General features: G+C 73.9%; 18 protein-coding genes and 1 pseudogene. 12 read left to right on the top strand and 7 right to left on the bottom strand.

All coding sequences use genetic code 11. The annotated features are described in order from the left end of the window. Window positions 1–29: 29 nt before the first annotated feature. The gene (locus ACFZBD_RS00585; RefSeq protein ID WP_391132994.1) at window positions 30–611 is read right to left on the bottom strand and encodes an HPP family protein; all 582 of its coding nucleotides are present in this window, start codon (window positions 609–611) and stop codon (window positions 30–32) included. Between the two features lie 373 nt (window positions 612–984). On the opposite strand from ACFZBD_RS00585, the gene ACFZBD_RS00580 reads away from it, so the two are divergent. The 3 genes from ACFZBD_RS00580 (at window position 985) to ACFZBD_RS00570 (ending at window position 4,502) form a co-directional block, all read left to right on the top strand. Then, complete coding sequence (locus ACFZBD_RS00580) at window positions 985–2,796, top strand: SpoIIE family protein phosphatase (RefSeq protein ID WP_391135825.1); 1,812 nt, start codon at window positions 985–987, stop codon at window positions 2,794–2,796. Window positions 2,797–2,951: 155 nt separating this feature from the next. Continuing rightward, a complete protein-coding gene (locus ACFZBD_RS00575; protein ID WP_391132991.1) occupies window positions 2,952–4,142 on the top strand; it encodes a low temperature requirement protein A in 1,191 nt (396 codons plus the stop codon). Between the two features lie 153 nt (window positions 4,143–4,295). Beyond that, window positions 4,296–4,502 (top strand): hypothetical protein, encoded by a 207-nt coding sequence (locus ACFZBD_RS00570; RefSeq protein ID WP_391132988.1) that lies wholly within the window; start codon window positions 4,296–4,298, stop codon window positions 4,500–4,502. A 63-nt stretch (window positions 4,503–4,565) separates the two neighbouring features. Here ACFZBD_RS00570 and ACFZBD_RS00565 read toward each other — a convergent pair whose 3' ends face one another. Together ACFZBD_RS00565 and ACFZBD_RS00560 are read right to left on the bottom strand one after the other, a co-directional pair. Next, complete coding sequence (locus ACFZBD_RS00565) at window positions 4,566–4,829, bottom strand: hypothetical protein (protein ID WP_391132985.1); 264 nt, start codon at window positions 4,827–4,829, stop codon at window positions 4,566–4,568. A gap of 129 nt (window positions 4,830–4,958) precedes the next feature. Then, on the bottom strand, window positions 4,959–6,185 hold the full coding sequence (locus tag ACFZBD_RS00560; RefSeq protein ID WP_391132983.1) for a hypothetical protein: 1,227 nt from the start codon (window positions 6,183–6,185) through the stop codon (window positions 4,959–4,961). Between the two features lie 127 nt (window positions 6,186–6,312). On the opposite strand from ACFZBD_RS00560, the gene ACFZBD_RS00555 reads away from it, so the two are divergent. From ACFZBD_RS00555 to ACFZBD_RS00540, 4 genes are all read left to right on the top strand, one after another. Then, window positions 6,313–6,726, top strand: a complete 414-nt coding sequence (locus ACFZBD_RS00555; protein WP_391132980.1) for a hypothetical protein — start codon at window positions 6,313–6,315, stop codon at window positions 6,724–6,726. A 76-nt stretch (window positions 6,727–6,802) separates the two neighbouring features. Further along, on the top strand, window positions 6,803–7,570 hold the full coding sequence (locus ACFZBD_RS00550; protein WP_391132977.1) for a heterodisulfide reductase-related iron-sulfur binding cluster: 768 nt from the start codon (window positions 6,803–6,805) through the stop codon (window positions 7,568–7,570). Then, window positions 7,567–9,198 carry a LutB/LldF family L-lactate oxidation iron-sulfur protein gene (locus tag ACFZBD_RS00545; protein WP_391132974.1) on the top strand — a complete coding sequence of 544 codons (1,632 nt, stop codon included), beginning with the start codon at window positions 7,567–7,569 and terminating at the stop codon, window positions 9,196–9,198. The genes ACFZBD_RS00550 and ACFZBD_RS00545 overlap by 4 nt, the downstream gene beginning before the upstream one ends. Beyond that, window positions 9,195–9,827 (top strand): LUD domain-containing protein, encoded by a 633-nt coding sequence (locus ACFZBD_RS00540; RefSeq protein ID WP_391132971.1) that lies wholly within the window; start codon window positions 9,195–9,197, stop codon window positions 9,825–9,827. The genes ACFZBD_RS00545 and ACFZBD_RS00540 overlap by 4 nt, the downstream gene beginning before the upstream one ends. Before the next feature lie 91 nt (window positions 9,828–9,918). Here ACFZBD_RS00540 and ACFZBD_RS00535 read toward each other — a convergent pair whose 3' ends face one another. Together ACFZBD_RS00535 and ACFZBD_RS00530 are read right to left on the bottom strand one after the other, a co-directional pair. After that, entirely contained in the window at window positions 9,919–10,434 is a 516-nt protein-coding gene (locus ACFZBD_RS00535) for an ATP-binding protein (RefSeq protein WP_391132969.1), read from the bottom strand. A 223-nt stretch (window positions 10,435–10,657) separates the two neighbouring features. After that, window positions 10,658–11,080, bottom strand: a complete 423-nt coding sequence (locus ACFZBD_RS00530; protein WP_391132966.1) for a thioesterase family protein — start codon at window positions 11,078–11,080, stop codon at window positions 10,658–10,660. A 180-nt stretch (window positions 11,081–11,260) separates the two neighbouring features. Between ACFZBD_RS00530 and ligA the strand changes: the two genes are divergently transcribed. Beyond that, window positions 11,261–13,339, top strand: coding sequence for an NAD-dependent DNA ligase LigA (gene ligA, locus ACFZBD_RS00525; RefSeq protein WP_391135822.1), 2,079 nt, complete (start codon window positions 11,261–11,263; stop codon window positions 13,337–13,339). 169 nt (window positions 13,340–13,508) lie between these two features. On the opposite strand, the pseudogene ACFZBD_RS00520 reads toward ligA, so the two are convergent. Beyond that, window positions 13,509–14,102: pseudogene (locus ACFZBD_RS00520) on the bottom strand (TetR/AcrR family transcriptional regulator); the annotation flags it as partial. A 52-nt stretch (window positions 14,103–14,154) separates the two neighbouring features. After that, window positions 14,155–16,215, bottom strand: a complete 2,061-nt coding sequence (locus tag ACFZBD_RS00515; RefSeq protein WP_391135820.1) for a discoidin domain-containing protein — start codon at window positions 16,213–16,215, stop codon at window positions 14,155–14,157. A 219-nt stretch (window positions 16,216–16,434) separates the two neighbouring features. Here ACFZBD_RS00515 and ACFZBD_RS00510 point away from each other — a divergent pair, with 219 nt between their 5' ends. From ACFZBD_RS00510 to ACFZBD_RS00495, 4 genes are all read left to right on the top strand, one after another. Then, a complete protein-coding gene (locus tag ACFZBD_RS00510) occupies window positions 16,435–17,118 on the top strand; it encodes an HNH endonuclease (RefSeq protein ID WP_391132963.1) in 684 nt (227 codons plus the stop codon). Window positions 17,119–17,290: 172 nt separating this feature from the next. Then, complete coding sequence (locus ACFZBD_RS00505; RefSeq protein ID WP_391132960.1) at window positions 17,291–18,727, top strand: carotenoid oxygenase family protein; 1,437 nt, start codon at window positions 17,291–17,293, stop codon at window positions 18,725–18,727. Window positions 18,728–18,863: 136 nt separating this feature from the next. Then, complete coding sequence (locus tag ACFZBD_RS00500) at window positions 18,864–19,400, top strand: hypothetical protein (RefSeq protein WP_391132957.1); 537 nt, start codon at window positions 18,864–18,866, stop codon at window positions 19,398–19,400. 105 nt (window positions 19,401–19,505) lie between these two features. Continuing rightward, the gene (locus ACFZBD_RS00495) at window positions 19,506–20,294 is read left to right on the top strand and encodes a GNAT family N-acetyltransferase (protein WP_391132954.1); all 789 of its coding nucleotides are present in this window, start codon (window positions 19,506–19,508) and stop codon (window positions 20,292–20,294) included. The last annotated feature ends 32 nt before the right edge of the window (window positions 20,295–20,326 follow it).

Genomic DNA, 20,326 nt, shown 5'->3' with positions numbered 1-20,326 from the left:
CGGCGGGTCCGGAGACGACCTCGGCCGGATCACCACCAGTAGGCGGGATACCTCGGCGCCCCGCGCCGGATCCGGGAGGCGGCGTACCCGGTCAGCACGAGCAGGACGGTGGAGCCGAACAGCAGGGGGACGAACCGGGCGGGCGCGGGCGTCTGCAGCACGATGACGACCGCGGAGGCGCAGGCGGGGGAGTGCGGGGTGCGGGCCACCGTGTTGAGGGCCAGCGTGACACCGGCCGCCACCGCCGCGGCCCAGGGGCTGCTCCCGGCCACCCCCAGGACGGCGAAGCCGGCGACGGCGCCGAAGAGGTGGCCGACCACCACGCTGCGCGGCTGCGCCAGGGGCAGGGCGGGCGCGCTGTGCACCAGGGCGGCGCTGGCGGCCAGGGGCGGTATCAGCACCGGTTCGTGGAGGGCCGCGCCGATCGCGACGAGCCCCAGCAGTACTGCCGTCGCGGCGCTGACGCTGTGGAAGGCGGCGGCCGGCGCGGGACGGGCGGGGGCGCGCCCCGACAGTCTCGGCCGCCGTGGCCGCGCGGCGGCGGACGGACCGGCGGACGGGCGCAGGTCGGACTCGGCGGAGTTGGGACGCGAGAGGGCGTCGATGCTCATGTGCGGTGTTTCCGATAGGCGGCCGGCGGCCGGGCGGGGACGCGTGCGGTGACGTCGAGGTCGTACGGGTCTCTGTGATCGACAGCGGGCCCACCGTCGCGCCTCGCCCGATGCGGCGGCGCAACGCACACGACTCTAACCAGCGCCTTTGCGCTCCGACGACCCGGGGGGCGGCCCCGCGTCGCTCCTGCGGGAGAGGCGGGGCACGCCCGCGAGACACCCGGCACCGCGGTCGCCACCACGATCGGGTGCGTACGGCGGTTTCGACGCGGTGCCGTGGGACAGTAGGCGTGTGCAGCCGGAGGTCGGGGTGGGTGGAGGCGCGGGCGTGGTGCGGGCGGCGGACGCTGAGGCGAACGCCGGCGGGGACGCGATGGCCGCCCCGGCCGGCGTCTTCGACGTGTTCGGCGGTCTGGAGGCCGCCGCCTACCTCGTGGACGACCAGGGGGTCATCGTCAGGGTGACCGCCCGGGCGGAGGCCCTCTTCGGGCGGCCCGCGGCCGGCCTCGTCGGCCAGGACGCCCACGCCCTGCTCCACCGGAACGACGACGGCCGCACGATGCCCCGCGCGCAGTGCCCGATGATGCGCGCGTTCCTCGGGCGCGTCGTCGAACACGAGGAGCAGGGCTGGTTCGAACGGTCGGACGGCGAGCTGCTCCGCCTCTGGTGGCTCGTCGTCCCGTGCGCGCTCCCCGAGGGCGGGCGGGGCGCGCTGGTCGTCTTCGGCGAGTCGGCGCCCGTCGACGCTCCCTGGGCGCCCGCCGCCGCTCCCACGGCCGGCGACCTCTCCGCCGCGGCCGACTCATCCGCCTCCACCGCGGCCGAATCCGCTTCCCCGTCCGGCGCCTCCGGCGCCGCATCCGAGCCGTCCGGCGCCTCTCCCGCCGCCTCCTCATCCGGGGCCCTGACGGAACTCGGCCGGCTCGCGCTGCTGGCCGAGACGACCACCCGTCTGACCTCCACGCTCGACACGGACGAGGCCCTGAAGCGGCTCGTCACCCTGCTCGTGCCCCGGCTGGCCGACTGGGTGGTCATCGACCTGCTGACCGAGGTCGGGGACGTACGCCGCACCGCCGTGGTCCACTACGAGGACGGCGGCCTGGTCCACCGGGAGGACCTGGAGGGCACGCTCCCGCCGGTGCCGCAGGAGTCGTCGATGCCGCTCTCCCGGGCTCTGCGCGGGGCCGCCTCGGCCCTGGCCGGTCCGGACACGTACAACGTGGCGGCCGACTCCGGTATCGCCGTCGAGCAGCAGCGCCTGTTCAAGGCCACCGGCATACACTCCGCGGCCATCGCGCCCGTCCGCACCCTGCGGGAGGTCCTCGGGGCCCTGACCCTCGGCCGCTCCGAGCGGACGGAGCCGTTCACCCCCGCGGACCTGTCCCTCCTGGAGGACATCACCCGCCGGGCCGGTCTCGCCCTGGACAACGCGCGTCTCTACCAGCGCCAGCGGCGGGTGGCCGAGACCATGCAGCGCCATCTGCTGCCGCACCTGCCCGCCGTGCCGGGCCTGCGGATGGCGGCCCGTTACCAGCCCGCGCCGCACGCCTCCCAGGTCGGCGGCGACTGGTACGACGCGTTCTCCCTGACCGACGGCGCGACGGCACTGGTGATCGGCGACGTCGGCGGACACGACCTCGACGCCGCCGCCGGCATGGCGCAACTGCGGAACATGCTGCGGGCGTTCACCTGGTCCCAGTCGGGCCCCCTGAGCCACGCGGTCCAGCGGCTCGACGAGGCGCTCGAACACATCGCGGAGGCCTCCACGGCCACCCTCGTCCTCGGCAGCGTCGAGCGCGACGAGGAGGGCGGCTGGCTGCTGCGGTGGACGAGCGCGGGCCACCCCCCGCCGCTCCTGGTGGCCCAGGACGGGAGCGCGCGCTTCCTCACCCCGGGCGGCGGCATCATGCTCGGCACCCGTACCCGCCTTCCCCGCGCCGACCATGTGGAGGTCCTGCCGCCCCGCTCGACGCTGCTGCTGTACACCGACGGCCTGATCGAGTCGCGCAGTCACACCCTCGACGACGGCCTGGACCGTCTCCGCCGCGAGGCGGCGGCCCTGGCCGGCCAGCCGCTGGACCCCTTCTGCGACACCCTCCTCGACCGCGTCAGACCCGCCGACAACGACGACGACGTGGCGATCCTGGCGCTCCGCATCCCCGAGGACGACCCCGGGCCGGCCTGACGCCCCCGGGTGCCCCACGGACGAGAGCCGCCCGGCACCGGACAGACTGGCACCGGACAGGGCCTCTGACGGCACGCCTCTGACCCCCCGTCACGGATGCCGTGATGTGATGGCGAAATGTCCGCTCTTGCCCCTGATCCATGCAGGAGGGCCCGATGAGTGCCGCGGCGCCCCCCGCGCCCGCGCCTCAGCAACGGGCCCGCCATGCCGCATGGCTCGAGCTGTTCTTCGACCTCGTGTTCGTCGCGTTCGCCGCCCAGCTGTCGCACACCCTGCACGGAGACCCGGGCTGGCGGGACTTCGGGATCTTCCTGGCGCTGTACTTCCCGCCCTGGTGGATGTGGATCAACCTGACCGTCTCCGCCAACCTCTTCGAGACCGACAGCGCACGCCGTCGGTTGCTGATGCTCTTCGCGATGCTGTGCCTGGCCGTCATGGCCGCCGCCGTACCGAAGGCGGACGTCGACGGATCGCGGGCCGCCGCGTACGCGCTCGGCTACGCCGGAACCCGGCTCGTCCTGCTCGGCCTCTGGTGGCCCGCGACCCGCTACCCGGCGCCCCACCGCCTGCCGCGCTGGCGGCCGGTGACGTACTGCCTGGTCTCCGGTGTGCTGTGGGCCGCTTCGGTGGCCGTGCCCGGCGGGTGGCGGTACGTCCTGTGGGCGGTGCTGATCGTCGGCGAGCTGGGGCTGTTGCTGACCGCGCGCGGCAGGGTCATGCCGAGGCAGCTGCACACCGGTCATCTCATCGAGCGGGTCGGGCTGTTCGTCATCATCGTGCTGGGGGAGTCGGTGCTGGGTCTCGTCTCCTCCACCGACCACGTCTGGACCGCGTCGGCCGGAATCGTCGCCGTCATCGGCTTCGTCCTGCTGGCGGCCCTGTGGTGGTCGTACTTCGACTTCGGGTCGGCCACGGCGGAACTGATGATCGGCTCGGCGGACCAGGCGCGCGCGTACGTCCTCATCCGCGATGTGGCGGCCTTCCTCCACTTCTTCGTGACCGCCGGGATCCTCTGCCTGGCGGCCGGCCTCGCCACCGCGGTCGAGGAGGCGGGCCACGCCCACCTGTCCACGGGCGCGGTGTGGGCCCTCGCCGGAGGTCTGGCCCTCTACCACGCGGCGCACGCCGTGATCGCCCTGCGCTTCGGCCGGCCCGTCCGCAGCGTCGCGGTCTGGGCGACGCCCGGGATCGGCGTCCCGCTCCTCGTGGTGCTCCTCGCCGACCACCTGGCGCCGTGGCTCGCGGTGGCGGTGCTGACCGCGGAGGCGATCCTCCACCTGCTCTACGCGAGGAAACTCCTGCGCCGACGCCTCGCCCCCGGCTTCCTGACACCACGGGACCCTTGAGGTCGCACCGCCGGGCCGGGGGAAGCGTCGACACGGGCAGGACCCGTCGGCCGCCGGTTCGGGAACACCAGGGTGATTCACCGCCGTACGGGCGGCGTGATGCGGGCAGATGTAAAGGAGCGGCCGATGGGCGGCCGGGCAGGAGGCGCAGCTATGGCACAGGCATCCGGACCCGTTTCGGCGGCGGACGCGGCCCGCTCGGCCCTGGAGGAGGTGTCCGACCCATCGGCGCGGGCGGTGGCGCTGGCGCTGCTGGCGGTCTGTGAGGAGCTGCGGGCGGTGTCCGAGCGGACGGGCAGCATGGACGCCCGCCTGGAGCAGGTGAACCAGTACCTCGGCGCCCTCGCCAACAAGCCCTGACGAGCGCCGTGTCGGGGGCGGGCCGCTCGCCCGCTCCCGGTACGGCGTCGTGGGTCGTCGGCGTCACCGCTCCGGCAGGAGCGCCGCCACGACGACGCTCACCGAGGCCGCCGTGACCATGACGACCCGCAGGCCCGCCGCGGCGTCGCCGGTGAACAGCTCCGCCAGACGGAGCCGGGCCGCTCCCGGGCGGCCCGTGGGCGCGCCGCCGTCGGCGCCGTCCTCGGCCGGGGCGAGTGGCTCGGCGCAGTGGGCGCAGGGCGATCCGGCGCCCCTGAGCCAGTAGACACCGTCCATCACCGTGTGCTGAGTCGTACGAGTCCGCATGACCGGCCCAACTCCGCCGGGGCGGGCCGGGCAACGCGGGACGGTGTTCCGCCACCCAATCGCAACCTTCGCCCATACCCGCGGCATACCCCCTCCGCCGGGCGGCGGGCGGAGCGCGACCGGGGAGCGTCAGTCCTGCCAGTAGAACAGCAGGGTGGCGATGTCCAAGGGCTCGCGGTCGCCGAAGTAGTAGACGCCCAGGCCGGTGACGCGTACCGAGCCCGTGACCTGGTCGATCCAGCGGAAGCCGGCTCCCTCCAGGGCCGCGCGGGCCCTCGGGGCGCCCTCGCCGGCACCGTCGTCGTGGCCGTCCCCGGTGGCGAACCGGCCGAGCGTGCTGATGAGCACCCTGCCTTCGCCGCACTCGATCACGTGGTACGTCCCCTCGCCCTGCTGGTGGTGCTCCCCGGCGGAGACAGGGTGCCGCGGACCGAGGCCCGCCGCGGTCAGCGCGGTCCTGGCCCGGCGCAGCCGCTCCTCGCCGTCCTGTGGCAGCGGCGGGTCGGTGCAGAGCGCCTCGACGCGCCACCGGGGGTCGCTGTTCCGCTGGCAGCCCCCGGCGTAGGCGTGCACGATCGCGCGGCGCGGTTCCTCCTCCAGACCGGGCACTTCGACCCGGGGCCGCCCCAGCCCGTCGTACAGCGCCCGGGTCTCGGCCGCGTCCCCGGTCAGACGGTGCAGCGCGTACGCCGCCCAGAGCCTCGCCTCGGTCGTCGGCGCCCGGCCGGCGTAGTCGCGCAGCCGGTCCGCGTCCGACACCAGCGACTGCGCCAGCCAGGCGACACCGCGATCCGCGTCCGCCAGCGCGTCGGTCACGTCCTGCCCGGCGCGATGTCGCATGCGAAGCCGGAAGGCGCGGTCCTCCGGCCGCTCGGCACCCACCCCGTCCAGGACCGCGTCGACGCCGTACCGCGCCACCAGCGCGTCGAGACCGGCCTCGCCGAGCGCCTGCATCCGAGGCCACGGCGAGGCCGCGAGCGCCGCCAACTCCGCCGTGGCCGTACGGTCGCCGAGCAGACCGCGGGCCTTGAGGATCGCCTCGGGCATGCCGTACGACGACTCCCGCCGCCGGTCCTCGTGCACCAGCCACGGCAGGAGCTCCTCCCGGTCCGCCAGGAGGTCGAGCAGCGCGATGCGGATCTCCGCCACGTCCCCCGGGTCGCGGACGCGGCCGAGCAGACCGGCGACGGCCCGTTCCGGTACCCGCCCGGCGAGCGCGTGCACGCACGGCCTGCGCCGCCACCACGGGTGCGCCGGGTCGGCCACGTACCGCACCAGCTCGTCGGCGTCGTGCGCCCGCAGGGCGACGGCGTCCGCCCGGCCCGCCTCGGGCACCAGAGTCTCGATGGTCCGCATCCGCGGATGCTACCGGCGGTCCGGCGGCGGACAGGAGCGAGTTTTCCGGTACCGGCCGACGTACTCGGGTACGCGATGAGTATCCGCGCTCAGGACGGCGGCCGGGCGCCCCGGGCAGGGTGGAGCCATGAGACGACGACTGAACCTCGCTTCCGAGCCGGCGGCCGGCCTCCTGACGGCCGTGGTGGCGCTGGGGGCCTGGGCCGCCTGGCTGGGCTGGGACGGCCACCGTGACGTGCACCCGGACGGCTCGACGACCGGCCCGTACGAGGCGTGGCAGGTGGTCGGCCTGGTCCTGACCCTGCTGGTGCCGGTGTGCTGGGCGGCTTCCCGCCGGCACGTCGCCGCCGCCGTCCTCGGGACCACGGCCGGGCTGACCGTCGCCGCCTACGTCGACTGGTCGGACGACGCCAGCGGCCTCTTCGTCATCGGCGTGGGCATGGTCGCGGTGGGGAGCCTCGCGGTGACCGCGCTCGTCTCCACCGCGATCACCTCCCTCAAGGGACGGAGGGAAAGCGCCGCGGGCCGGCGCGGCGCCTGACGCCCACCGCCCCGCGCCACGGCCCCCGCGGGCGACCCCAGTATGGTCGGACCACACTCCGCCCGAGGGGAACCGCATGCGCATCGGACTCTTCGCCACCTGCCTGGGAGACACCCTGTTCCCCGACGCGGTGCGGGCGACGGCCCTGCTCCTCAGCCGCCTCGGCCACGAACTCGTCTTCCCGCCCGATCAGACCTGCTGCGGCCAGATGCACCTCAACACCGGCTATCAGCGCGAACCGGTCCCGCTGATCAGGAACTACGCGGAACAGTTCGGCGACAGCGCCATCGACGCCGTCGTCATGCCCTCCGGCTCCTGCGCCGCCTGCGTCCGCCACCAGCACGCGCGCGTGGCGGAGCGTTACGGCGACGCGGCCCTGCGCGCCGGCGTCGCCGCGGTGCAGGACAAGACGTACGAACTGTCCGAGCTCCTGGTCGACGTGCTGGGCGTCGTCGACGTCGGCGCGTACTTCCCGCACCGCGTCACGTACCACCCCACCTGCCACTCGCTGCGGATGCTCCGCGTGGGCGAGAAACCCCTCCGCCTGCTGCGCGCCGTCGAGGGCATCGACCTCGTCGAACTCCCCGAGTCGGACGCCTGCTGCGGCTTCGGGGGCACCTTCGCCGTCAAGAACGCCGCCACCTCGTCCGCCATGCTCGCCGACAAACTCGCCCACCTGGCCTCCACCGGCGCGGCCGTGTGCACGGCGGGCGACTCCTCCTGCCTCCTGCACATCGGCGGCGGCCTCTCCAGGACCGGCTCCGCCACCCGCACCCTCCATCTCGCGCAGATCCTCGCCGCCACCCGCACCGCGCCGCACCCCCTGACGGAGGCCGCACGATGAGCAGCACGTTCCTCGGCATGCCGGCCGTGCCGCCCCGCTCCCCGTACGGCGAGGGCCACCTGCGCGGCGACCGGGCATTCCCCCGGGCCGCCGCCGACGGACTGGGCGACCGACAGTTGCGCGACAACCTCCACAAGGCGACACGGACCATCCGCGCCAAACGGCTCGCGGTCACCGCCGAACTGCCCGACTGGGAGGAGCTGCGCTCCGCGGGAGCGGCCCTCAAGGCCGAGGCCATGAGCCGACTGCCCGAACTCCTCGAACAACTGGAGTCCACGGTCACCGCGGCCGGCGGCACCGTGCACTGGGCACGGGACGCCGCCGAGGCCAACGCCCTCGTCACCGAGCTGGTCACCGCCACCGGCAGCCGCGAGGTCATCAAGGTCAAGTCGATGGCCACCCAGGAGATCGGACTCAACGAGCACCTGGAGAGCCAGGGCATCACCGCCCACGAGACCGACCTCGCCGAACTGATCGTGCAGCTCGCCGACGACCGGCCCTCCCACATCCTCGTCCCCGCCATCCACCGCAACCGCGAGGAGATCCGCCGTATCTTCCTCGACCGGCTCCCCGGCGTGGACCCCGCCCTGACCTCCGTCCCCGCCGAACTGGCCGCCGCGGCCCGGGCGTACCTGCGCGAGAAGTTCATGACCGTGCCCGTCGCCGTCTCCGGCGCCAACTTCGGCGTCGCCGAGACCGGCACGCTGTCGGTGGTGGAGTCCGAGGGCAACGGCCGCATGTGCCTGACCCTCCCGAAGACGCTGATCACCGTCATGGGCATCGAGAAGGTGCTGCCCCGCTACGCCGACCTGGAGGTGTTCCTCCAACTGCTGCCCCGCTCCTCCACCGGCGAGCGGATGAACCCGTACACCACCTTGTGGACCGGGGTGACTCCCGGCGACGGACCGCAGGAGTTCCACCTCGTCCTCCTCGACAACGGACGCACCGCCGCGCTCGCCGACCCCCTCGGCCGCGAAGCCCTCCACTGCATCCGCTGCTCCGCCTGCCTCAACGTCTGCCCGGTCTACGAACGGGTCGGCGGACACGCGTACGGCTCCACCTACCCCGGCCCCATCGGCGCCGTCCTCACCCCGCAGCTCGCCGGCACCCATGCCGCGAAGAACGACCCCAACGCCTCCCTGCCGTACGCCTCCACGCTCTGCGGGGCCTGCTACGACGCCTGCCCCGTCAAGATCGACATCCCGTCGCTGCTGGTGGAACTCCGCCACCAGACCACCGAACGGACCGGCCGCGGCCCCGAACGGCTCGCCATGCGGGCGGCGGCCGCCGTCATGGGCCGCCCGAAGCTCTACACGGCCGCGCAGAAGGCCGCCGCGCTCGGGCGGCTCGCCGCCGGACGGGACGGGACGATCTCCCGCCTCCCGCCCCCGCTGAACGGCTGGACCCGCAGCCGCGACGTCCCCGCCCCGCCCCGCCGGACCTTCCGCGACTGGTACGCCTCCGAGGAGGGCCGGCGCACCCTCGCGGAAGCCGCCGCCACCGCCGAACCCACGGGCCCCGTTGAGCCTCTGGGGCCCACGGAGCCCACAGGCCCCGCCGAACCCACGGGCCCCTCCGAACCCACCGAACCTACGGGCCCCGCCGGGACGCCCCGGGAGGAACGATGAACGCGCGCGAGACCGTGCTCGGCCGGGTCCGCGACGCCCTCCGCCTCGCGCCCCCTCACCCCGCGGTCGCCCCGCCGCGCGACTACCGCCGGGGCCGCACCCTGCCGGACGGCGAACGGTGCGAGCTGTTCGTCGACCGGCTCACCGACTACAAGGCACGGGTGCTTCTCGGCACCACCGACGAGACACCCACGATCCTCGCCGACGTCCTCACCCGCCTCGGTGCCCGGCGCGTCGGCGTCCCCGCCGGACTCGACCCCTCCTGGCTCGCGGAGTGGGAGGGCGAGGTCGTCACGGACAGCGCCGACGTGCCCGCCCCGCGGCTGGCGGACCTGGACGCGGTGGTGACGGCCTCGGCGGTGGGCTGCGCCGAGACGGGGACGATCTTCCTCGACAGTTCGGCCGACCAAGGCCGCCGCGCGCTGACCCTCGTCCCCGACGTGCACGTGTGCGTCGTGGACCTCTCGCGGATCGCCGTCGGCGTCCCGGAGGCTCTGGCCGGGCTCCTCCCCGAACGCCCGACGACGCTGGTCAGCGGACCGTCCGCCACCTCCGACATCGAGCTGGAACGCGTCGAAGGCGTCCACGGCCCGCGAACCCTGACCGTCCTCGTCCGCACGGACGCCTGAACAACGCGACCTGGCCCCGCCGGGGCCGGATGGGAACGACGGGGGCGGTGCCGGCGCCGACTCTCGGGCGCGCCCCGACACGCCCCCCGCGTCACATGGTCGAGCCGCCGGCGCCGTCGTGGTGCCCGCCGATGCCTCCGGCTTCCTTCCCTTCATGCTGCGTCGCCCGGCCCTCGGGCGCGCCGTCTGCCCGGCGGTCCTCGGACTCCGTCGAGGAGGACGGGCGGAAGCAGGCCGTCACCGTCTTGCCGTGCCGCTGGCACCGCATGACCCACTCGTCGGCGAGGGCCTGCACGATGCTCACGCCCCGGCCGGAGACCGCGCTGCTGTCGGGGTCGCGGGGCCGGGGGAGGGTCGGGTCCTCGTCGTGGACGCTGATGTGGAGGCAGTCGCCGTCCCAGGTCAGCACGAGCTGCGCGTCGCTGTGCGCGTGGATGTGGGCGTTGGTGAGCAGCTCCGAGACGGCCAGGACGACGGCGTCCACCGTCTCGGGCTCCTGGGCGGTCCAGGGCAGCGACGCCAGATGCCGCCGCGTCCACTGCCGGCCGGCCCGCACGCCCCCGGACACGGGGAACGAGTGCGCCCAACCCATCGCCTTGACTGTCACGTTCTTCACTCCCCATGAGCCCCCGGGGACGCCGGCCGCGTCCCCGTCGGTACGGAAGCCGGGTACCCGCCATTCGCGGCGGCAGGCGTCGTCCGCCGCCGCAGTCGCCCGCGATGTGCGGCTGGCGCCCCGGCCGCCTCCCGGTGGCCGGCCCGTGGGCGGGTGACCGGTGGGGAATCCACGGTCGGCCGCCCGCCCGTGGGGGAGTGCCGCGGGCCGGGTGTCAGAGGCCGAAGACCTCGGGGGAGTCGGCCAGCGTGCGGAAGTGCGCGCGGGGATCCGTCACCAGCTTGCGCGCCTTCAGATCCAGCAGACCGCCGACACCCGTCACCTCGGCGGCCACGGTGCCGTCCGTCTTCCGGATCGTCTGCTCGATCCGGAAGGTCTTCCCCTCGCCCCAGAGGAACGCGCACGTCACGTCGACCTCGTCACCGGCCCGCAACTCCCGCTGATAGCGCACCGTCACCTCCAGGGCGACCGGCCCCACCCCCTGCTCCAGGAGATCCGCCTGCCGGATCCCGGCCTGCTGCAGGAGCGACCAGCGGGCGTGCTCGGCGTACTGCAGATAGACGGCCTGGTTCAGGTGGCCCTGGGTGTCGGTCTCGTATCCGCGTACGACGACGGGTACCGAGAATGGCTCTGCCACGGTCTTCCTCTCGACGACAGCACACAATGAGCGCTCGCTCGTCCAGGCAACCGCCTGGTGACACGCGGCATTCCACCACGCGCCGCGGCGTTGGGGCCGCATCCGCACGCCCCTCCGCCCCACCCGGCCCTCCGGCGGACACGCATTGTCAGACCCCTGCGCAAAGATCGCCGTATGACGATGACCGCCGCACCCGCTGCCTCCCTCTCCGACCGCGCCGCCTACGACGAGGCCGTCGCGACGGCGCTCGCCGCGTCCCGTGCGTACTACGGCGACGGTGAGGCCGTCCTCGACGACGCCTCGTACGACGTGCTCGCGCGTCGGATCGCCGCGTACGAGAGCGAGAACCCCGGGCACCGGCGCCCGGACACGCCCACCGGCAAGGTCGGCGGCGGCGTCGCTCCGGCCGGCGACGTGGCCCACACGGTGCCCATGCTCTCCCTCGACAACGTCTTCGACGCCGAAGGGCTGGTGAAGTGGGGCGCCTCCCTGGCGCGGCGCATCGACGGCGCGGTTGAGGGCGGGTACGCGGTGGAGCCGAAGCTGGACGGCGCGGCGATCGCGGCGCGCTACCGCGAGGGGCGGCTGGTCCAGCTCGTCGGCCGCGGGGACGGCCGGCACGGGGAGGACCTCTCCCACGCCATCGGAGCCGTCGTCGGCCTGCCCGAGCGGCTGCCGACCGCCGCGACGGTGGAGATACGGGGCGAAGTGCTGCTGACCCGGGCGCAGTTCGAGCGGGCCAACGAGATCCGTACCGCGCACGGCGCGAAGGTCTTCTCCAACCCGCGCAACGGCACGGCCGGGACGCTGCGCGCCAAGGACCGTCCCTACGTGATCGAGACGACCTTCTTCGCCTACGGCGCGGTCGGCCTCGACGGCGCCGCCTTCACGCGGGGCGAGACCCACGAGGACGTCATGGAGCAGGTCCGGGCCCTGGGCGTGCAGACGACCGCCGCGACCGAGGTCGGACTGCGGGTCTGCCGCACCCTCGACGAAGTCCAGGCCCGGGTCGAGGAGATCGGCCGGCTGCGCGCCGGACTGCCCTTCGGCATCGACGGCGTCGTGATCAAGGCCAACGCCCACGCCGAGCAGGAGGCGGCCGGTTTCGCCACCCGCCACCCGCACTGGGCGATCGCGTACAAGCTGCCCGCCGTCGAGGCGCAGACGAGGCTCCTGGCGGTCCAGTGGAACGTCGGCCGGACCGGCATCATCGCCCCGCGAGCCGTACTGGAGCCGGTGGAGGTCGACGGCAGCACCGTCCGGTACGCCACCCTGCACAACCCGGCGTTCATCCGCGACAGCGGCATGATGATCGGCGACACCGTCATGGTGTGGAAGGCCGGCGACATCATCCCCCGTATCGAGGCGCCGGTCGTGGCCCTCCGTACCGGCGAGGAGAGCCCGATCGTCTTCCCCGAGGCGTGCCCCGCCTGCGGCGGCGAGATCGACACGTCAGGCGAGCGCTGGGAGTGCGCCGACGGCGCGGGCGGCGGCTGCGGCCTGGCGGCGGCCCTGCGGTACGCCGTCGGGCGCGACCAGCTCGACATCGACGGCCTCGGCGCCACCTTCATCGACGCGCTCGTCGAGTCCGGGGCGGTCGCCGACGTCGCCGACCTCTTCACGCTCACCCGGGAGCAGCTGGCCGAGGCGACCCGCAGCGAGAAGCGCGCGGACGCTCTCCTGGAGCACATCGCCCGGGCCGGAAAGAAGCCGCTGAACCGGGTGTTCTGCGCGCTCGGCATCGTGCGGACCGGCCGCACGCTCTCCCGTGAGATCGCCCGCCACTTCGTCACCATGGACGCGATACGCGCCGCCGACCCCGAGGCGCTCGCCCAGGTCAACAAGCTGCCCGGCGCCAACGCCCCGAAGATCGCCGCCCACATCGCCGCGATGGGGCCGGTGATCGACAAGCTCGTCGCCGCGGGGGTCAACATGACCGAACCCCTCGCCCCGGCCGGCGTCCCGGCAGCGGGCGGCGCGGAGGAGGGCGGTACGGAGGGCGGTGGCGCGCCGTTGCGGGGCGAGGTCGTGGTCGTCACCGGAGGCATGAACGGCCCGCTGGCCGGACGCAACCGCACCCAGATGAACGAGCTGATCGAGCGGGCCGGCGGCGCCTCGTCCGGCAGCGTGTCGAAGAAGACGACGATCCTCGTCGCGGGTGAGAGCGCCGGCTCCAAGCTCGCCAAGGCCGAGCAACTGGGCACGAGAATTCTGACGGAGCAGGAGTTCGCCGACCTCATAGCCGACCACCTGTCCTGACCCGCCGCCCGGGTGACCGGTCGGGCCCGGCCTACGCGTTCGTGCCCGCGCTCCCCCCGGAACCGGCGCCCCCGTCCGCGCCCGCGTCGCCGTCCGCGGCCGCGCCCGCGTCGCCGTCGGGACCGCCGCCCCCGTCCGGGCCCGCGCCTCCGGCGGCCGACGGCGCCCCGTCGCGTACGAGCGCCGCGACCTGATCGGTGATCATGTCGAGGATCGTCTCCGACGCCTCCTCGTCCTGACCCAGGACGAGGAAGTTCAGCGTCAGACCGTCGGTCACGGAGGCCAGATAGCGGGCCAGCACGGGCACGGGCACGCGCGGTTCGAGCGACATGCTCGTGGTGAGCTCCTCGATCAGCCCGTGGTAGATCTCGGCGTACCGCTCGTGCTGGCGGCGGGCCAGCGGCTCGAACCCCGGCGTGCGCAGCGCGTACTGCGTGAGTTCGTACGTCAGCATGTGCTCACCCGGGTGGGCGCACACATGGTCCCAGTACGCTCCGAAACCCGCCCGGATCGTCTCGCGGAGCGTGGCACGCGGGCGCAGCGCCTCCTTCACGACGCCCACGTAGTGGTCGGTGATCGTCGTGATCACCGACTCCAGCAGCGCTTGCTTCGAGTCGAAGCAGTAGTGGAAGACGCTCAGCGAGACACCCGCCTCCGCGGCGATGGACCGGGTCGTCGTCCGGGGGACGCCGTCCCGGGTCATCGCGCGGATCGCCGCCTCCGTCAGCTGCCGGCGCCGGGTGGCCAGCGGCAGGCGGGTCATGGGGCCGTTCCCATCCGGTGGTTCCCTTTCCTCGCTCCGTCGCCCGGAGCCGTCAACTGCTGTAGACGCCGACCTCGTGCAGCGAGTAGCCCCAGCCCGTACCGCGCTGCACCCCCTGGATGCGTACATGACGGGCCGTGGTGCCGGGGAACTTGGCGATGTCGAGGCCCCCGTCGCCGGACGCGGTGGACCAGACGCTCCGCCAGGTCGCGCCGTCGTCGGAGACTTCGACGCGGTACGCCTTCCCGTATGCCTCCTCCCAGTCGAGCGTGACCCGCTTGACCAGCCGCGGAGCCCCCAGGTCGATCCGCAGCCACTGGGCGTCGTTCCACTCGCTCGCCCAGCGGGTGCCCCGGTCGCCGTCCACGGCCCGGCCGGGCACGTAGGAGACGAACGGGTTCCACCACTGGGTCGTCGACGCCGACGCCGGGGCGTGCGACGCCAGGTTCACGCCGGCGCGGTGCCGCTCGGACCCGCCCCAGGTGTCGAGGTAGGACTCGGCCCCGCGGAACAGGTCGTCCACGACGCCCTGGCCGCCGACCAGCCGGACGTCCTCGATCCAGTCCGGGACCAGGCCGTAGTGCGAGGCCCCGTCGGCGTTGACGTCCCAGGTCCGCTGACCCGTGGTCTGCCGGTCGACGACCGAGCCTCCGTCGGTCGTGCGGAACGGGTACCGGACCGGGTTGGGCGTGTCCGTACCGCGCGGTCCCGGCCAGCCGCCGACCCCGTTCATGTCGGTGCCGTAGCCGTACCCCACGCCGTACTTCTCGCGCAGGGCGTCCGTCCGCTTCGCCTCGGAGCTGAACCCCTCGGCGCCGTGCATGTACTGGGCGATGAACCCGCCCAGGCCGTAGACCCGCTCGGTCCAGTCGAGGTCCATCCAGCTGTGCGAGGAGATGACGCCCGGGTACTTCTCCGACTCCAGGACGTCCAGCGCCCGCCCCGCGGCCTTGACGCTCATGTGGTCGATCTCGAGCATCATCTTGCGTTGCATCATGCCCCGCACGGCGTACTCGCCCAGTTCGGTCAGGCCCCGGGTGTTGCACCGCGCGTCCGACGCGTAGGAGGGGACCGTCACGCCCGCCGGCAGCTCCTTCTGCGCCGCCGGCGCCGCGGCGAGGCCGATCGGGTTGTCGTGCTGCGGGCCGGTGCACTTCTCGGTCTTCCAGAAGGTGCCGGTGGACAGGAACTGCCCGACGTTGATCGCGGTGCCGAGCGCCCCCTCGTCGAAGCGGACCCCGCACAGCGCGTTGTCGAACTTGTGGCAGAGGAACATGCTGCGGACGCCGATCCGGTGCAGTTCGTCGAGCCCCCGGTCGATGTCGGCGCGGTCGCACTGCGCGATGTCCAGGATCTGCTTGCAGCCGAAGGGCTCGGACGTCTCCACGCCGAGGACGACCGCCAGCTTGCCCTGCTCGATCACCTGCCGGGCCTGGGCGCTGTCGGTGACGATCCGGAACCAGCCCTTGCCGGGACCGCCGAACATCCGGTCGACGTAGTCCTGCATCTCGTACGTCTTCCGCGCCTGCAGGCGGATGGAGGTCATCTCGTCGCAGCCGCGGTCCTTGAAGAAGTAGACCGAGCAGATGACGCCGTTGGTGACGAGGTCGTTGACGAGGACGCGCTGACCGCCGCGCCAGGCCCGCTCGATCCACGCGTAGTAGTTCTGCTGGTGGGTCAGCGAGTCGTGCGCCGGCCAGTCCTTGAACGTCGGCCAGCCGTCCGGGTCGTGCCGGCCGTCACCGCCCTTGGTGATGAAGTCGAAGACCGCGAGCGAACCGTCCGGGTAGTGCTCGGGGCAGTCCTTGAGCGCGTCGGTCACGCCCAGTTCGGAGAAGGGCTTGCCGCAGATCAGGCGCCCGCCGAAGGCCTCGTTGGACATGATGTGGTTGTGCGCGTCGACGAACCCGCGCACCTCGCCGCGGGCGTCGGTGCCCTTGAAGGGCTCACCCGTCACATTGACCGCCGAGTCGGGTGTCGGCCGGGCGGTGGGGTTCCACCAGGACGTATCGGCTGCGGAACCGGGCGCGGGGCCGAGCAGCACGGCCACCGTCGCGAGGAGCAGGGACAGGACCGCCAGCAGATTGCGCCTGCTGTGCGTGGTTCGCGTCATGGACATTCACTCACGTCCTCGGTGGGGGAGCGGGACGGCACGGTGCGTACGGATTGTCATGCTCCGCGCGAAAAGGTGTGTCGAGAATCCCGACTGCCGCAACCCGAGTCAAGAGTCCGGGACGGATGACCTGATGACCGCCGCCCCCGGGCCGTGGCGGACCTACGTGACGCCGCTCGCGGCCGTCAACTCATGGAGGTTCCCGGTAGGTTCGGTGTCATGGGAGTGCAACTTCGGGTCGACGACGACGGTATGGCGCGCAAGGCGCCGGAAGGCCCCTCGTGCATCGAGGGCTGGGACGTGCTGTACCGCAAACCCCTGCAGCACGCGGAGGTCATCCGCCGCGGGCGGGTGGTGCCTCCGGAGTACGGGTTGGCGTGCACGGTCCACCGCGAGTACCGCTCGGTCGGCCCCCGACTCCTCGACGAGCGGGACCTGCGGAGCGGGCCCCGGGGCGCATGGTGCCGCGGCTGCGGGGAGAACCGGCCGGCCGCGACCGGAGACGGCGGCCCGGCGGAGCCCGCCGACCTGTACCGGCGCCTCTGTGAGGACGTGGAGGCGTCCGAGGCCAGGGGAACGAGACCGGAGGCGGTCGAGCGGACGACGCTCGAGCGGTACCGCGACCCGCGCGCGGTCAGAGCCGTGCTCCGGCGAAGCGGGGGCGCCTGCGAGAGCCCCCGGTGCAGCGGGATGCCGGCGGACGTCACGCCGCAGGGCGAGCCGCTGCTGGAGGTCGACCATGTCGAGGACCTGGGAGGGGACGGGCGGGACCACCCCGCCAACATGATCGCCCTGTGTCCCAACTGTCACGCCGCCAAAACGCGTGGCAGCCGCGCGGCCGAGCTGCGCGCATTGTTCCGGGGAGTGGCCGCGGCAGCCCATCGTGCGGCGCTCGGCCAGTAGCCGCGGGCACCCCGGCTACCCGGCACCCCCGACACCTAGCACCCCCGACCCCCTGCGCCCCCGACACCTGGCACCCCCGCCCGGACCGCGTTTCACTGGAAGGTGCCGTATATGCGTGCCGCTGAGGACCGCCGCACCCGCGGGAGCCGTCGGGCGCACGCCGGGAGGTCTCGTGAACACGCAATCCCCACCCCGCTTCGACCCCACCCGCGTCCCTCACCTGCTGGGTTCGTTCGCACCGGTGACCGAGGAGGTCGATGTCGCCGACCTGGAGGTGACCGGCGAGATCCCGGCCGCCCTGGACGGGCTGTACCTCCGCAACGGCCCCAATCCCCGCTTCACGCCCATCGGCTCGTACCTCTATCCCATCGACGGCGACGGCATGCTGCACGGCGTCTGGCTCTCCGAGGGCCGCGCCCGTTACCGCAACCGCTTCGTACGGACCCCCGCGCTGGAGGCCGAGGAGCGGGCCGGGCGCGCCCTGTGGGGCGGCCTGGAGTCGATGATCACGCCGGACGCCGACGAGGTCGGACCGAAGCTCGCGGGCACCTTCCGCGACCTGCCCGACATCAACGTCGTACGCCACGGAGGCCGGATGCTGGCCCTCGCCGAGTCGGCCTGCCCCTTCCGCATCGACGGCACCCTGGCGACCCTCGGCCCCGACGACTTCGGCGGAGCCCTGCCGGCGGGCATCACCGCGCACCCCAAGATCGATCCCGTCACGGGGGAGATGGTCGTCTTCTGCTACGCCCTGGAGCCGCCCTACCTGACCTGGTCGGTCATCGCCCGTGACGGCACCGTCAGCCGCGGGCCCACGCCCGTCGACGGCGTGGACGAACCGATGATGATCCACGACATGGCGCTGACCGACCGCTACGCCGTCCTCGTCCTCGCCCCCGCCTTCTTCGACCTGGGCGCGGCCATGGCCGGCGGCTCGTTCCTCGCCTGGCGGCCCGAGCACGGCACCCGCGTGGCCCTGATCCCGCGCGACGGGAGCCCGCCGCGCTGGGCGAGCGACGACGCGTTCTGGCTCTGGCACACGGTGAACGCGTACGACGACGGCCCGGGCGAGGACGCCCCGGTCGTCCTGGACTACGTGCAGTGGTCCCGGCTGACCGTGGGCGGCAGCGCCGCGAAGGAGGAGGGACCGGCGAGCGGCGGCCTGGTACGGGCGCGCATCGACCCGGTGGCCGGCCGCATGGCCCGCACTCCGCTGGACGATTCCCGGGTCGAGTTCCCGAGGGTCGACGACCGGCTCATCGGCCGCCGCCACCGCCATACCGCGCTGGCGACGGACACCGGCCAGGCGGACCTGCTGCCGGGGGAGTACGACGCGGTGCGCTGGTTCGACACCGAGACCGGCGCCACCCGCGTCTGGTCGGCCGGCACCCTCTCGGTCGGAGAACCGGTCTTCGCCCCTGAACCCGGCCGGGACTCCGAGGAGCACGGCTACTGGCTGACCTTCGCCACCGACCGCACCGACGGTTCCAGCTGGTTCCTGGTGATCCCCGCCGAGGACCCGGCCTCCGGCCCGGTCGCCCGCGCCCGCGTCCCCGTCCGGGTCCCCCTCGGGCTGCACGGCTGCTGGCTGCCGACGGACGGGGGGTGAAGGGCCCGCCGCATCTCCGCGCCACCAGCCCGCGGCCCCCACCCGCAGACCCCACCTGACCTGGGGCGTTCACTCGTCCCGGTGGACCTTCGCGCGCCACCGCCCGGCCCGGACCCCGGTCCGGCACGGTGACCCCATGCACTCCCGTCACCCCGCCGTCCCGCTGCTCCTCGCCGCGCTCCTGCTCTCCACCGGATGCGTCGCCGTCCCGCACCACCCGCCGCGGGCCGCCCCGCCGACCGGCCTGGCGCCCGCCGCCGTACGCCCACCGGTCCCGCTTCCCGAGCACCCCGCCCCCACCCCGCCGCCGCCCGTGGAGACCCTCGCGGCCACCGAACCCGACGACCACCGCGCCGAAGGGCGGACCGCCAGGACGACCACGACCGCCCGGACCGCCGACGCCGAACGGAAGGAACGGCGGACCGGAGGCACGCACCAGAGCCGCCCGCGCCCGTACGACGCCCAGGCCCCCTCCTCGTCCGGCCGGCGCGCCGACCGCCCGCCCGCCGCCGCGCCGAAGAAGAAGCAGAAGCGGCGCCGCTCCGTCCAGCCCCCGAAGAGCACCCCCCGCCGCCCCGCCGCCGACCTCCGGTCGCTCTGCCGCCAGGCCGGGCCCTCGGGGGCCGTACCGCCGAGCGTCGTCGGCCTCTGCCGCGACATGTACGGCTCCTGAGCCGGCGCCACGACTCGCGCCCCGGGGGCCCCGGCACCGCGCCGGCCGCGCCACCGGAGCCGCCCCTCCCCGTGGCCGGTCCGGCCGCCCCCGTACGCTGGGCGGGTGACCCTGCGCGCTCTGCACGACCGATCCGCCCTGGCCGCCCGTTTCGGAGGCGACCCGGCGATGCACCTGATGGAACTGGGCGACCTCGACGACCTGTTGTGGCCGTACACCAGCTGGTACACGGTGTCGGAGAGCGGGCCGGTCGCGCTCCTGTACGCGGTCGGTGACATCCCGACGCTGATCGCCCTCTCCCGGCCCGGGCAGGCCGCGGAGCTGGAGGAGCTGATCGGCGCGCTGCTGCCGGTCCTTCCCCGGCGCTTCTTCGGTCATCTGACCGGGGAAGCCGCCAAGGTGCTGGAATCCGCGTACGCGGCCGAGCGGAACGACGCCATGCTGCGCATGGCGCTCACCGACCCCGGCCGCGCCGCCGCGCACCCGGCCGGCCCGTGGCGCCCCGCCCCGCTGAGCCGGGCCGACCTCCCGGAGCTGCTGGCGCTGTTCGAGCGGGCGTATCCCGGGAACTGGTTCGACGCCCGGATGCTCGACACCGGCCAGTACGTCGGCGCCCGCCGGGACGGGCGGCTGCTCGCCGTCGCCGGGGTGCACGTCTACTCGCCCGCCTACGGCGTCGCCGCGCTCGGGAACGTCACCACCCACCCGGAGGTACGCGGGCAGGGAGCGGGCGGGGCCTGCGTGGCCGAGCTGTGCCGACGGCTCGGCGAGTCCGTCGACCACGTCGGGCTGAACGTCCGGGCGGACAACGCCACCGCCATCGGCCTCTACCGCAAGCTCGGCTTCACCGAGGTGTCGGAGTACACCGAAGGCACCTTCGCGGCCCTGCCGTAGCCCTGTCTCGGCCCCCCGCCCGGAGCCCGGCG

This window comes from Streptomyces sp. NPDC008121, assembly GCF_042957155.1.
In the GTDB taxonomy this organism is placed as follows: Bacteria; Actinomycetota; Actinomycetes; order Streptomycetales; family Streptomycetaceae; genus Streptomyces.
This window is presented reverse-complemented; position numbering and strand designations above follow the sequence as displayed.